Origin of the sequence: Gymnodinialimonas mytili (assembly GCF_037544085.1) — a bacterium.
In the GTDB taxonomy this organism is placed as follows: Bacteria; Pseudomonadota; Alphaproteobacteria; order Rhodobacterales; family Rhodobacteraceae; genus Gymnodinialimonas; species Gymnodinialimonas mytili.
Genome location: NZ_JBBIFW010000006.1, coordinates 128,493 through 140,435, shown reverse-complemented (window position 1 = coordinate 140,435; position 11,943 = coordinate 128,493). Strand labels below are relative to the sequence as shown.

The 11,943-nt window shown below is 59.9% G+C and carries 14 protein-coding genes; 8 read left to right on the top strand and 6 right to left on the bottom strand.

Features of this window, described 5'->3' with window-relative positions:
* Positions 1-9: 9 nt before the first annotated feature.
* The 6 genes from V8J82_RS20570 to V8J82_RS20545 all read left to right on the top strand — a co-directional run bounded on the left by V8J82_RS20570 (position 10) and on the right by V8J82_RS20545 (position 3,790).
* Positions 10-462 (top strand): hypothetical protein, encoded by a 453-nt coding sequence (locus V8J82_RS20570; RefSeq protein ID WP_339978275.1) that lies wholly within the window; start codon positions 10-12, stop codon positions 460-462.
* Positions 459-911 (top strand): holo-ACP synthase, encoded by a 453-nt coding sequence (gene acpS, locus V8J82_RS20565; protein WP_339978273.1) that lies wholly within the window; start codon positions 459-461, stop codon positions 909-911. Before V8J82_RS20570 ends, acpS begins: the two co-directional genes overlap by 4 nt.
* Positions 912-1,036: 125 nt before the next feature.
* The gene (gene lepB / locus V8J82_RS20560) at positions 1,037-1,816 is read left to right on the top strand and encodes a signal peptidase I (RefSeq protein ID WP_339978271.1); all 780 of its coding nucleotides are present in this window, start codon (positions 1,037-1,039) and stop codon (positions 1,814-1,816) included.
* The gene (rnc, locus tag V8J82_RS20555) at positions 1,813-2,496 is read left to right on the top strand and encodes a ribonuclease III (protein WP_339978269.1); all 684 of its coding nucleotides are present in this window, start codon (positions 1,813-1,815) and stop codon (positions 2,494-2,496) included. Before lepB ends, rnc begins: the two co-directional genes overlap by 4 nt.
* Before the next feature lie 62 nt (positions 2,497-2,558).
* Positions 2,559-3,464 (top strand): GTPase Era, encoded by a 906-nt coding sequence (gene era / locus V8J82_RS20550; RefSeq protein ID WP_339978267.1) that lies wholly within the window; start codon positions 2,559-2,561, stop codon positions 3,462-3,464.
* Positions 3,464-3,790 carry a DUF1491 family protein gene (locus tag V8J82_RS20545; protein WP_339978265.1) on the top strand — a complete coding sequence of 109 codons (327 nt, stop codon included), beginning with the start codon at positions 3,464-3,466 and terminating at the stop codon, positions 3,788-3,790. Before era ends, V8J82_RS20545 begins: the two co-directional genes overlap by 1 nt.
* Before the next feature lie 5 nt (positions 3,791-3,795).
* Here the strand turns inward: V8J82_RS20545 and V8J82_RS20540 are convergent, their stop codons facing one another.
* Entirely contained in the window at positions 3,796-4,413 is a 618-nt protein-coding gene (locus V8J82_RS20540) for a Pr6Pr family membrane protein (protein ID WP_339978263.1), read from the bottom strand.
* Positions 4,414-4,516: 103 nt separating this feature from the next.
* Here V8J82_RS20540 and recO point away from each other — a divergent pair, with 103 nt between their 5' ends.
* Complete coding sequence (recO, locus tag V8J82_RS20535) at positions 4,517-5,245, top strand: DNA repair protein RecO (RefSeq protein WP_339978261.1); 729 nt, start codon at positions 4,517-4,519, stop codon at positions 5,243-5,245.
* 241 nt (positions 5,246-5,486) lie between these two features.
* On the opposite strand, the gene V8J82_RS20530 is transcribed toward recO, so the two are convergent.
* From V8J82_RS20530 to V8J82_RS20520, 3 genes are all read right to left on the bottom strand, one after another.
* On the bottom strand, positions 5,487-5,759 hold the full coding sequence (locus V8J82_RS20530) for a 2'-5' RNA ligase family protein (RefSeq protein ID WP_339978259.1): 273 nt from the start codon (positions 5,757-5,759) through the stop codon (positions 5,487-5,489).
* The gene (locus V8J82_RS20525) at positions 5,756-6,760 is read right to left on the bottom strand and encodes an NAD-dependent epimerase/dehydratase family protein (RefSeq protein WP_339978257.1); all 1,005 of its coding nucleotides are present in this window, start codon (positions 6,758-6,760) and stop codon (positions 5,756-5,758) included. Before V8J82_RS20525 ends, V8J82_RS20530 begins: the two co-directional genes overlap by 4 nt.
* 130 nt (positions 6,761-6,890) lie before the next feature.
* On the bottom strand, positions 6,891-8,576 hold the full coding sequence (locus tag V8J82_RS20520) for an acyl-CoA dehydrogenase family protein (RefSeq protein WP_339978255.1): 1,686 nt from the start codon (positions 8,574-8,576) through the stop codon (positions 6,891-6,893).
* 174 nt (positions 8,577-8,750) lie between these two features.
* Between V8J82_RS20520 and V8J82_RS20515 the strand changes: the two genes are divergently transcribed.
* On the top strand, positions 8,751-9,524 hold the full coding sequence (locus V8J82_RS20515; RefSeq protein WP_339978253.1) for a sulfite exporter TauE/SafE family protein: 774 nt from the start codon (positions 8,751-8,753) through the stop codon (positions 9,522-9,524).
* 12 nt (positions 9,525-9,536) lie between these two features.
* Here V8J82_RS20515 and V8J82_RS20510 read toward each other — a convergent pair whose 3' ends face one another.
* Both V8J82_RS20510 and V8J82_RS20505 read right to left on the bottom strand, forming a co-directional pair.
* Positions 9,537-10,085: a DUF3859 domain-containing protein gene (locus tag V8J82_RS20510; protein ID WP_339978251.1), complete on the bottom strand. Its 549-nt coding sequence runs from the start codon at positions 10,083-10,085 to the stop codon at positions 9,537-9,539.
* 75 nt (positions 10,086-10,160) lie between these two features.
* Complete coding sequence (locus V8J82_RS20505; RefSeq protein ID WP_339978249.1) at positions 10,161-11,756, bottom strand: phosphoenolpyruvate carboxykinase; 1,596 nt, start codon at positions 11,754-11,756, stop codon at positions 10,161-10,163.
* Between the last annotated feature and the right edge of the window lie 187 nt (positions 11,757-11,943).

Here is an 11,943-nt window from a genome sequence, read left to right as displayed (position 1 = left end):
GGAGGTTTTATGCGCCTTTTTATATTCTCGGTCGCCGTTCTCGGCGCCGTCTCGTTGTTTGCATATGGGGCAGAGGCTGCTGTGGTGGGGGAGTGTGATCCCTATGTCAGCGTCACCAATCTATCGGAACCCTGGGAAACCTATAGTCGGACCTATGCAGATGGCGCGATCCGCGTGGCGGAGGCCTATGTCAGCCCCACCGCCGCTGCAGGGGCGGCGATTGTGGTGCTGCATCCGAATGGTGGTGTCGAAGACTATGAGATGTTTCGCATTTGCACCGCCATCTATGCCGGTCCCGGCCCGACCTTCTTTGCCGAGGCGATGATTTCGGAAGCGACGGCAGCCTATGATCCCTCTGCTGGCCTGACAATCTCGGTGCCGGTCCGGTTTCCAGATGGCAACCTAAGCCAGATCGTAACGTTCTCGGTCAACCAAGCAACCGGGACGGTAACGCTGCAATGATCCTCGGAATTGGGACGGATCTGGCCAATATTGAACGGATACAGCGCGCGCTCGACCGGTTTGGTGACCGGTTCCGCAATCGTGTGTTCACAATTACCGAACAAACGCGGGCAGAACGCATGACCGATCCGGCGGCGATCTATGCCAAGCGCTGGGCTGCGAAAGAGGCGTGCTCCAAAGCACTGGGCACTGGGTTGCGCATGGGCATCGCGTGGAAGGATATGGCCGTGCGGAACCTGCAATCTGGCCAACCCGTGATGGAGGTCACAGGTTGGGCGCGGGAACGTTTGGTCCAGATGACCCCAGACGGTTACAGCGCCGTCATTCATGTGACATTGACCGACGATCACCCCTGGGCTCAAGCAATGGTGGTGATCGAAGCCCTTCCCGCAGAAGAGGAAGAGCGTCGCCCGAATGTTGGCCCGGTCTCCAAACGCAAGGTGAGCTAAGGCGCGCCGGGTGCGACTGAGGTTTTGTGCAGTCACGGCTTTTTCGGATGCGCTTGCTTGACTTCACGCGCGGCCCGCGGGCAAGAACCGCCAGAGGCATAAATGGCAGGACAAAGGGCGGCCACATGGCAAAATCAGAAGGCGGGATCATGGAGACGGTGAAAACCGTCGTCTATGCTTTGATCATCGCGGGAATCTTCCGCACGCTGTTTTTCCAGCCGTTCTGGATCCCGTCAGGGTCGATGAAGGACACATTGCTGATCGGCGATTTTCTTTTCGTCAACAAGATGGCTTATGGGTATTCGCAGCATTCCTGCCCGTTTTCGATGTGCCCCTTTTCAGGGCGTATCTTTGGCTCCGATCCCGAGCGCGGCGATGTGGTTGTGTTCCGTCACCCCACCAACGGCACCGATTTCATCAAACGCGTGATTGGCCTGCCCGGCGACCGCGTGCAGATGATTGAAGGGGTGCTGCATCTGAACGGAGAGCCGGTGCGCCTGACGCCGGAAGAGCCGTTCGAAGAGGTCGCCGAGCGTCAGGGCCCCCAGGGCCACATACCCCGTTGTTCCAACGCACCGGTGGGCGAGGGCGGCCTCTGCCAGAAAGAACGCGCGACCGAAGAACTGCCGGGCGGCGTCACCCATTCGATCCTCAACATCTCAGATGACACCCGTGGCGATGATACCGGCGAATTTGTCGTGCCCGAGGGACATTACTTCGTCATGGGGGACAACCGTGACAATTCCATCGATTCGCGGTTTGAACAAACCGTAGGCGGTGTCGGTTTCGTCCCCGCCGAGAACCTTTTGGGTCGCGCGGATCGCGTCATCTTTTCGTCTGCGGGTGATCGGATGGTCTATTTCTGGACCTGGCGCAGCGATCGGTTCTTCCGGGAAATCGAGTGAAACCGTCGCGTGAGCTAGAGATCTTCATGGATCGGCTGGGCCATCGCTTTGCCGATCCATCGCTTTTGGCGCGCGCTCTGACCCATTCTTCTTTGTCGTCACCGACGCGGGGCGACAATCAGCGTTTGGAATTTCTGGGCGACCGCGTACTGGGCTTGGTGATGGCGCAGGCAGTCTTGGCCGCCGATGAGGCCGCCAAAGAAGGGCAATTGGCGCCGCGCTTCAACGCGTTGGTGCGCAAAGAAGCCTGCGCAGATGTGGCGCGTCAGATCGATGTCGGGGCTGCGATGCGTCTTGGCAAATCCGAGATGAGCGCCGGCGGGCGTCGGCGGATGGCCTTGCTTGGTGACGCGATGGAGGCTGTGATCGCCGCCGTCTATCTCGATGCGGGCTTCGATGTGGCGCAAGAGGTTGTCTTGCGGCTGTGGGGGGATCGGATCGACCGGGTCGCCGATGACGCCCGCGATGCCAAAACCGCCCTGCAGGAATGGGCGCAAGGCCGTGGTATGGCGCCGCCCAGCTACAGTGAGTTGGCGCGATCCGGTCCGGATCACGCGCCGGTCTTTCAGGTGCGTGTGACGCTTGCCGATGGGCGTTATGCCGACGGGCAGGCCACGGCGAAACGGCAAGCGGAACAGGCCGCCGCCAGCGCCCTGTTGCAAATGTTGGAAAGCGGCTAGCCCCTTACGCGCCGCGTGGTTTCCCGCTATGAGCCGCGGTACCGCATCAAAAGGATACCTCCATGCCCACCCGTGCCGGTTTCGTCGCCCTGATCGGAGAACCCAATGCCGGAAAGTCTACCCTGCTGAACCGCACGGTGGGGGCGAAGGTCTCGATCGTGACGCACAAGGTGCAGACGACGCGCGCACGGATCCGTGGCGTGGCGATGGAAGGCGATAGCCAATTGGTGTTTGTGGATACGCCTGGCCTGTTCCGACCGCGCCGGCGGCTCGACCGCGCCATGGTTGCCGCCGCATGGACCGGGGCCGCGGATGCCGATGTGGTGGTTTTGCTGATCGAGGCCCATCGTGGTTTGACCGAGGGCGTCCAAGCCATTTTGGACGGGCTGCAGGATCGGACGGATGGGCGCAAAGTCGCGTTGGCGATCAACAAGATCGACCGGGTCGAAGCGCCGGTTCTGTTGAAACTGACCGAAGATATGAATGCAGCCTTCGGATTCGAGCGGACCTTCATGATCTCGGCTGAAAAGGGTCACGGTGTCGATGACTTGCGCGCTTGGCTTGCGACCGAGGTGCCCGAGGGGCCGTGGCTCTACCCTGAAGATCAGATTGCTGATTTGCCCATGCGCATGATCGCCGCCGAGATGACTCGCGAAAAGCTGACCCTGCGACTGCATCAGGAATTGCCCTATCAGCTCACGGTCGAAACCGAGAGCTGGGAGGCGCGTAAAGACGGGTCCGCGCGGATCGATCAGGTGATCTATGTGGCGCGCGACGGCCATAAGGGCATTATTCTGGGCAAAGGCGGTGAGACGATCAAAGCTGTTTCAAAGGCTGCACGCGAAGAGATCACGGAGTTTGTTGGCCATAAGGTACATCTGTTTCTGCAAGTGAAAGTCCGGCCCGGCTGGCTGGATGAGGCCGAGCGTTACTCGGAAATGGGACTCGATTTCCGCGATGGGGCGTAATGCGTCTGACGGCGGAATTCTGGATCGCCGCCTATCTGGCACGGCTCAGGCAATACGATATCCCGGCCTTCATCGTGGCGCGTGGTGACGGCACCGCCGGCGCCATTTTGATCAAGCTGAACACGTTGGATGGTCAGGCGAAGCTTTTTCAACGCAGCACGGACCCGGCGACTGGCGCGCGCATGTGGATGACTTTGACCGATAGCGCGGAGGCCGAGGTCGACGCCGCCATCACGCGTCAGAGCGCGTTCGACCCGGATCTTTGGGTGGTGGAGGTCGAAGATCGCGCCGGTCGGCATCTGCTGGATGAGCCTGGTCTCGACTAGGGGCGCTAGCGGTCGGCGAATTTGCCGACCATCACAAAAATCACCCCACCCAGCAGCAGGGTCAGCAGAAGGCCCGCCAGATTGGTGGCCACGGCAGCGGCGCCGATCTCTGTCAGATCCATGAACGGGTAGGGATAGATGCCGTCATTCGCCCCGCGGGCTAGGGCGTAAGCCACGTAGACGCAAGGCCAGACAATGAACATCGGCAGATCCCGATAATCCAACGTGCGTTTCGGAGCAAAGATCAGCCACCACAAGAAACACGCAATCGGCACGATCGTGTGCAGGCCTTGATTTGCCCAAGTGCCGATCCCGGAAAAGGTTGTGATGCCCGATAGCAAGATGTGGAACACGGCACCCACCAGGACCACGGCGAGAGTCAGCGCAGCGATCCACGGTCCGCCGACCCCATCACGGCGCAGCGCAGCGACCAGAAACGTCAACACAACCGCAATGTTGGTGAGGATCGTGAAAAAGCGCGCCATCGCCCAGGCGGTCGCTTCGGGTGATCCATAACGTTCGATCTGCATGTTGTGCACAAATAATCCCGCAAGCGAGGCCGCAGCGACAATTGCGATGATCAAGGCCGTCCAGCGGGCCGAAGGGGGGAGCGCGGGAAACATGCCTAACCCTAATCACGAGCTTTCATTGATTTCCAAGGGGGCCGGGCTTTTTTCATTGCTCCTGTGGATCGACAACCGCACCTTTCGGCGGGATAGTTCCGCCATGGAGTGGCGTGCAGAGGGGATTTTGCTGGCGGTTCGGCGCCATGGTGAGGCAGCGGCCATTCTTGAGCTGTTTACCGCTGAACACGGTCGACATCTGGGTGTCGTGCGGGGCGGCGCCTCGCGCAAGATGGCGCCGTTGCTGCAAGTGGGGGCGCAGCTTGATGCCACCTGGCGTGCGCGTCTGGCTGATCACATAGGCAGCTTCACAATCGAACTGAAAACCAGCCGCGCCGCAGAGGCGATGGATGACAGGCTGGCGCTGGCGGGGTTGAGCGCGGTCTGTGCGCTGCTGTCCTTTGCTCTGCCGGAACGCGCGGCTTATCCCGCGCTTTATGCGCGCAGCTTGGCGTTATTGGATAATTTTGGAGCCGAGAGTTGGGCGCAGGCCTATCTGGGTTGGGAAATGGCCTTGTTGGAAGAGACGGGTTTTGGCCTTGATCTGAGCGCCTGTGCCGTCAGCGGTACGAATGAGGATCTGTGCTACGTCTCACCCCGCACAGGACGCGCCGTTGCGCGCCACGCGGCTGGGGATTGGGTGGATCGTCTGTTGCCCCTGCCGCCGGTCATGGTGGGTGGCGATGGCAGCTTGTCAGATGTCTTGGCGGGGCTCCAAACAACCGGGCACTTTCTGACGCAACATCTGGCGCCGAGCCTTGGGGATCGCAGGCTGCCTGCGGCGCGACAACGCTTTGTCGAAGCCCTCAGCCGAGCGGATACTCGGCCATAGCTTCATGCAACGCACCCTTTGGGCCTAGCTCAGAGCGATAAAGGCAAAGCCTGTCTGCGCGATATCCGACTATGTCGACAGGTAGCCCTATGGCCAAGGCCAGCTGATCGCGGTCGAGGCCCTTGGGTTGCCGGTTCGCCCGCGTCAGCGTGACATGGGGCCGAAACCGGCGCCTTGGTAGGTCTGCACCCGCCTGACGCGCCATGCTAGCGACCTTGGATTGAAGCGCAAACAGCGCGTCCTATCGTGTCACTGATGCGAAAACCAGCCCTTGCTCCATCTCCGCAAAGGTGTCCAGATTGTCGAAGGCGATGTCAGGTGCAGGCAGGTGTGCGTTGGTTAGCATATCATTCAGCGCCTCAAGCACGTCGACATCGACCTGGCCCAGAAAGGCCAAGGTCAGATGTAGATTGTCCTCTGGCACCGGGCGCCCGAACGGTATGCTTGCTTGCAGGGCGGTCAAAGCATCAACGGTGTCGCCAGGGATCGGCAGGGCGAGAAATGAGCGGATCACGCGCGCGCCACTGCTGCCGCGGCACGGTCGATCGCAGTGTTGACCGAGGTGAAGCTGATGCCCAGGTCACGCTCGGTTGTTTGGGCGTCGAATTTCGGTCGCCGTCCAAGCTGAGGCAGGATCGTACGGACGGATGGGTCGAAGATGCCCAACACCCGAAGCAACCATTTGGGGGCCACCCGTGTGCTGATTTTGCGGTCAGGATAGGCATTGGCCAGATATGCCGCCATGTCGGGCATCGTCATGCTGCCCGAGCTTCCGATATAGCGGTTGCCGATGCTCACAGGCTTGTCCATCGAGGCAATATGCATTGCAGAGATGTCGGCGACATCGACAATCCCAAAGCCCAATGAGGGGACTGCGGGGTCTTTGCCGCCCATCACCCGCTCGATCAGCGCAAGTGAGGTGCCATAATTCTGATCCAATGGCGCGCCCAGGACCAGCGCGGGATTGATCGTGGTCAACTGCATCTCGGGATGATCCGCGACAAAATCCCAGGCGGCACGTTCAGCCAGGGTTTTTGATTTGTAGTAGGCGGTTGCGATTGGGTGGTCGGGATCGCTCCAATCCTCGGGGCCAAGGGGATCGGTTTTGTCCTTGGCTTCGATAGCCGCTACCGAAGAGGTCAGGATCACCCGCGTCACACCCGCGCTTTGCGCGGCGCGCAAGGCCCTTAGCGTGCCATCGATGGCGGGGCGGATCAGATCGTTTTCGTCCTTCGGTGACGCCATCGGAAAAGGAGAGGCGGTGTGCATCACGACGTCCACGCCCGCCATCGCGTCGGTCCAGCCGTCATCCTTGGTCAGATCCAGCTCGATGAAGCTAAGCTGGTTCAGGGCGGCAGGCGAGGTCAGATGCGGGCGAAGGGCGTCGCGCACCTCTTCACTGCGCGCTACGTTGCGCAATGACCCGCGGACGTTGTGGCCAGCATTCAACAGATCTAACGCGATCCGTTTGGCAATAAACCCTGTCACGCCGGTCAGAAGGACGGTCTTGGTCATAGGAAAACTCCACCTGGTGTTATCCCATAGTTAAAACTGTTCTGACAAATTCAAGATATTTTGTCAAAATGTCAAAGCACATCCAGCGCTAGGGCTGCGAAAGGTCCGCCGGACCTTTCGCATCGTTTCGTCAGGCGAGCAAACGACGCGCAATGACTTGTGCTTGAATTTCTGCGGCACCTTCGAAGATGTTCAGGATCCGAGCATCGCAGAGGATGCGGGAAATCCCATATTCCAAGGCGAACCCGTTGCCGCCATGGATCTGTAAGGCATTGTCCGCAGCGGCCCAGGCCACACGCGCGCCCAACAACTTGGCCATTCCGGCCTCCAGATCGCAGCGGCGATCATTGTCTTTTTCGCGTGCTGAGAAATAGGTGAGCTGACGGGCCACCATGATCTCGACGGCCATCATCGCCAGCTTGCCCGACACGCGGGGGAAATTGATCAGGGACTTGCCGAATTGCTTGCGGTCTTCGGCATATTGCATCCCCGCATCCAGGGCAGATTGCGCGACACCGACGGCGCGGGCTGCGGTTTGAATGCGGGCAGATTCGAAGGTCTGCATGAGCTGCTTGAAGCCTTGGCCCTCTTCGCCGCCCAGAAGGTTTTCGCCCTTCACTTTGAAATCGTCGAAATTGACCGTGTATTCCTTCATACCACGATAACCGAGCACTTCGATCTCGCCGCCACTGATCCCCGCATCCTGCCAGGGCGCTTCGTCAGTGCCGGGGGTCTTCTCGGCCAGCAACATGCTCAAGCCTTTATAATCGTCCGTGTCTGGCACTGTGCGGGCCAGAACAGTCATGACATGGGTGCGGGCGGCGTGGGTGATCCAGGTTTTGTTACCGTTGACGATCCAATCGTCATTTTCATCCTTCACCGCCTTCGTACGCAGCGATCCGAGGTCGGAGCCGGTATTCGGCTCGGTAAAGACGGCGGTCGGCAGGATCTCCCCCGAGGCGAGGCCGGGCAACCACTTGGCCTTCTGCTCATCGGTGCCACCCGCCAGGATCAATTCGGCCGCGATCTCGGAACGCGTGCCAAGCGAGCCCACTCCGATATAGCCGCGCGACAATTCTTCGGAGACGACGCACATGGAGGCTTTCGACAAGCCAAAGCCGCCGAATTCTTCCGGGATGGTCAGGCCGAATACACCCATTTCGGCCAATTCCTCGATGATCTCCATCGGGATCAGCTCATCTTTCAGATGCCACTCATGGGCATCGGGGATAACGCGATCGACGGAATAGCGGCGGAATTGCTCGCGGATCATCTCCAGTTCGTCGTCGAGCCCGCTGGCGCCCACGGTGATCTCGGCCGAGCGCTCGCGCATCAACTCGACCAACCGCGTGCGGGCGGCCTGCGTGTTGCCCGATTGGGTCAAGGTCATCACGGCGCTATCCATCATGGCGCGCTGATCGTCCTGGGTCAGGCCGATATCTTGCGGGCGCAGAATTTCGCCCTGGCTCATCGGCAAGCCACCATACATCTGCCACAGATATTCGCCAAAGGTGATCTGCAGGATCAACTGCTCGACCTCGCCGAATTTGTCCTCGGCGTGCAGCCGCTCCGCCCAGCCATGCATTTGGCGCAGCGCCTCGACATAGGTGGCGATCCAAGCCAATCCGTGCGCAGCTGTTTGGTTCTCTTCAATCCGTGCGCCCGAAATGCGACCATCCTCAGATAACGTCCCGCGCAGGATGTCTTTGGCGCGCCCCAGCAAGGTTTCGGCAGGTGGGATTGCGGCGGCGGTTAGGGCCAGAAGATCAGTCAAAATCACGTTTGTTTCGGTCGTCAGATGGGCGTCGCGGGGCATGTCTCGAATCTCCTCGGGCGAACGTCTGGTGCTGGCAGTATAGCCGTTTCGCAAAGACCTAGGGCGTTTGCAGGTGCAGCGCAACATAAATGCTGCAATGCGTCGATACGCGCACAAAAATGTCGCGCCCACTTTGCGGGTGCAGCCCTGCCGGAAGCAACGTAGAACAGGCCTATGCTTGCGGAATTGTTCGATCTTATCCCGCCTTGGGCGTTGCTGACGGCGGGATTGGTGGCGTTTGTCGCGGGGATCGTGAAAGGCGCGATTGGCTTTGCGCTTCCATTGATCATCATGTCGGGGCTCTCGCTTTTCTTGGAGCCGTTGATTGCCGTCGCGGGTGTGATCCTACCGGCCCTGGTGTCGAACCTGCTGCAGGTCTCGCGCCATCCGATCGCTGAGGCGCGCGCCACCATCTGGGATTTCCGCCGCTACGTCCTGTTGGTCTGCATCATGATCCTGATCGTGGCGCAGTTCGTGAAACTGGTGCCGGAGCAAGTATTCTATCTGGTCCTGGGCGTGCCGGTTCTGGCTTTGTCGATCATTCAATTGTCGGGTGTGCGTCTTGTCATCCCGCCTCAACGGCGCCGCATGGCCGAATGGCTGGTCGGCGGGCTTGCCGGGACAATGGGTGGTTTCACGGGCACGTGGGGGCCGCCAACGGTGCTGTATCTCATGGCGCTGGACACCCCCAAATCGCGCCAAATGCTGATCCAGGGCGTGATCTACAGCCTAGGGTCGGTCAGTTTGTTGGTCGGGCACATAACGTCTGGCGTTTTCACCTGGGCGACGGCGACGTTTTCCGCGGTGCTATTGGTGCCGACATTCCTTGGCATGCGCGTGGGGTTCTGGGTCGGTGATCGGTTGGATGCGGAATTGTTCCGAAAGGCGACACTGATCGTGTTGATTGTCGCAGGGGCCAATCTGGTGCGGCGCGGTCTGTTCGGTTGACGCCACCCGAAGCTAAGAAAGGAACGCATCAAAACACGTGTCGATCACCTGGGGCATCATGGCCGGGTCCACCACCTCGAACGTGATATGAAACAATTCCACCCCCGCCGCGTCATGACCTTCAAAGGTCCATGCGCCCGTCACCAGTTCATTGGGGGTGTCGAAGGAGTATCCCGCCAAGCTGGGCCCCATTCCGTCGATATCGGTCACCCAGCTTTCGACTGTGATGCCTGAATCCGGGTAGGGCGGATGTGTGACGGTGATGGTGACCGGATCCAGGATCCGACCCTGCCGGGCGGTGACCAAGACCCCGAAGCCTATGCCGATCTCCGCAGGGACAACTTTCTGTTGAAAGGCAAAGTCGGGCAGGCCGGGTACGATATTGATAAACCCAGAGGCCGTGTCAGGGGCCGGATCCTGCCGTTCAGGCTCTCGGGTGCAATAGATGCCATAGATCAATTCGGCGATATCTTCACCGGTTCTGGGATTGGCCTGGGCTGGCTGAGCCACCGAGCAGAGGGCAAAAATGATCGCCAGAAGGCTCACCAACACACGCCGCATAATTCGGCTCCCCAATGAAAAAGGGCTGACCCTCGCTGTCAGGATCAGCCCAATCGTCGTAACGCTTTAGGCGGTTCAGATGGCGGCGGCTTTTACGTCGTCATCGATATGGGCGACATATTGCGCAAAGTTGTCCGAGAACATTTGGACCAGTTTTTGCGCCTGACGATCATAGGCGGCGCCATCGGCCCATGTGCCGCGTGGATCCAACAGATCGTCGCTGCAACCGGGGCAGGTTTCGGGCACTTCAAAGCCGAAATGCGGATCCTTGCGGAACTTGCCCTTGTTCAGCGTGCCGTCGAGCGCCGCGGTCAGCAGGGCGCGCGTGGCTTTGATCGGCATCCGCGATCCGGTGCCGAAGGCGCCGCCGGTCCAGCCGGTGTTCACCAGCCAACATGTCGCGCCGTATTCCGCAATTTTCTCGCGCAGCAGGTCGCCGTAGACCTCTGGGCGGCGCGGCATGAACGGCGCGCCGAAGCAGGTCGAGAAGGTTGGCGTCGGCTCGGTCACGCCACGTTCGGTCCCTGCTACCTTTGCAGTGAACCCGCTGAGGAAGTGATACATCGCCTGGCTGGGGGACAAGCGCGCGATAGGCGGCAGAACCCCAAAAGCATCGCAGGTGAGCATCACGATGTTCTTCGGGTGGCCGCCAAGCCCAGTCTCAGACGCGTTCGAGATCATGTCGAGCGGATAGGCGCAGCGCGTATTCGCTGTCAGGCTGTCATCGTCGAAATCCAGCTCGAGCGTGTTTTCGTCGTAGACCATGTTTTCGATCACGGTGCCGAATTTCTTGGTCGTCGCGTAGATTTCAGGCTCAGCTTCTTCGCGCAGATTGATGGTCTTCGCGTAGCAGCCGCCTTCGAAATTGAACGTGCCGGTGTCAGACCAGCCATGCTCGTCATCACCGATCAGGATGCGCGATGGATCGGCGGACAGGGTGGTTTTGCCCGTGCCGCTGAGGCCGAAGAACACGGCCGCGTCGTCTGGGTCGCCAATCGCATGGTTGGCCGAGCAATGCATCGCCATGATGCCTTTTTCCGGCAGCATGTAGTTCAAAAGCGTGAAGACCGATTTCTTGTTCTCACCCGCATATTCCGTATTGCCGATCAGGATCAGCTTCTTCGAGAAGTTCAGGGCGATCACCGTTTCCGAATTGCAGCCGTGTTTTGCGGGGTCTGCTTTGAAGCTAGGGCAGTTGATGATGGTGAATTCGGGAATGAAGCTGGCCAGTTCCGAGGCGTCGGGGCGCCGCAGCAGGTGGCGGATGAACAGGTTGTGCCAAGCCAGCTCGCTGACCACACGCACATCCAGGCGATGCGCGGGGTCGGCGCCTGCATATAGATCCTGAACATAGTAATCGCCGCCCGTCATGTGGGCGAGCATATCTTCGTGCAGGCGGTCGAAAGCCTCCGGCGTCATCGGCGCATTGTTGTCCCACCAGATATGATCTTCGACCTCTGGCGTGCGAACAACGAACTTGTCATTGGGGGATCGACCGGTGAATTGGCCGGTTGAGACCAGGAATGTACCGCCCAGGCCAATCCGGCCCTCGCCGCGCGCCACCGCGGCCTCCATCAGCGCCGGTTCCAGCAAGTTGTAATAGACCGAGCCGAGCCCCGTGATGCCTTGGGTTTCAAGCGTGTGTGCGGGGTTCACGCGTCCGTTGGTCATGGCTTTCATGCTCCTGTCAGGCGAGATTCGCCTTTATTTGCTGTGTTGAAGGTCGGTTTCGCTATGTGAAACCGCCACCCAGGGTCCCGCTATAACATGATGATTTTGAACCTGGATAGGATGTGCCGTCACAGTTAGCGCAACCATTAGCGCAACCACCGGATTTCCGCATGTTTTGGTGGCACTG

Bases quoted from the DNA above. Each gene is read 5' to 3' on its own strand.
- V8J82_RS20570 (WP_339978275.1), top strand. From the start codon at position 10: ATGCGCCTTTTTATATTCTCGGTCGCCGTTCTCGGCGCCGTCTCGTTG.
- acpS (WP_339978273.1), top strand. From the start codon at position 459: ATGATCCTCGGAATTGGGACGGATCTGGCCAATATTGAACGGATACAG.
- lepB (WP_339978271.1), top strand. From the start codon at position 1,037: ATGGCAAAATCAGAAGGCGGGATCATGGAGACGGTGAAAACCGTCGTC.
- era (WP_339978267.1), top strand. From the start codon at position 2,559: ATGCCCACCCGTGCCGGTTTCGTCGCCCTGATCGGAGAACCCAATGCC.
- V8J82_RS20545 (WP_339978265.1), top strand. From the start codon at position 3,464: ATGCGTCTGACGGCGGAATTCTGGATCGCCGCCTATCTGGCACGGCTC.
- V8J82_RS20540 (WP_339978263.1), bottom strand. From the start codon at position 4,413: ATGTTTCCCGCGCTCCCCCCTTCGGCCCGCTGGACGGCCTTGATCATC.
- recO (WP_339978261.1), top strand. From the start codon at position 4,517: ATGGAGTGGCGTGCAGAGGGGATTTTGCTGGCGGTTCGGCGCCATGGT.
- V8J82_RS20525 (WP_339978257.1), bottom strand. From the start codon at position 6,760: ATGACCAAGACCGTCCTTCTGACCGGCGTGACAGGGTTTATTGCCAAA.
- V8J82_RS20520 (WP_339978255.1), bottom strand. From the start codon at position 8,576: ATGCCCCGCGACGCCCATCTGACGACCGAAACAAACGTGATTTTGACT.
- V8J82_RS20515 (WP_339978253.1), top strand. From the start codon at position 8,751: ATGCTTGCGGAATTGTTCGATCTTATCCCGCCTTGGGCGTTGCTGACG.
- V8J82_RS20510 (WP_339978251.1), bottom strand. From the start codon at position 10,085: ATGCGGCGTGTGTTGGTGAGCCTTCTGGCGATCATTTTTGCCCTCTGC.
- V8J82_RS20505 (WP_339978249.1), bottom strand. From the start codon at position 11,756: ATGACCAACGGACGCGTGAACCCCGCACACACGCTTGAAACCCAAGGC.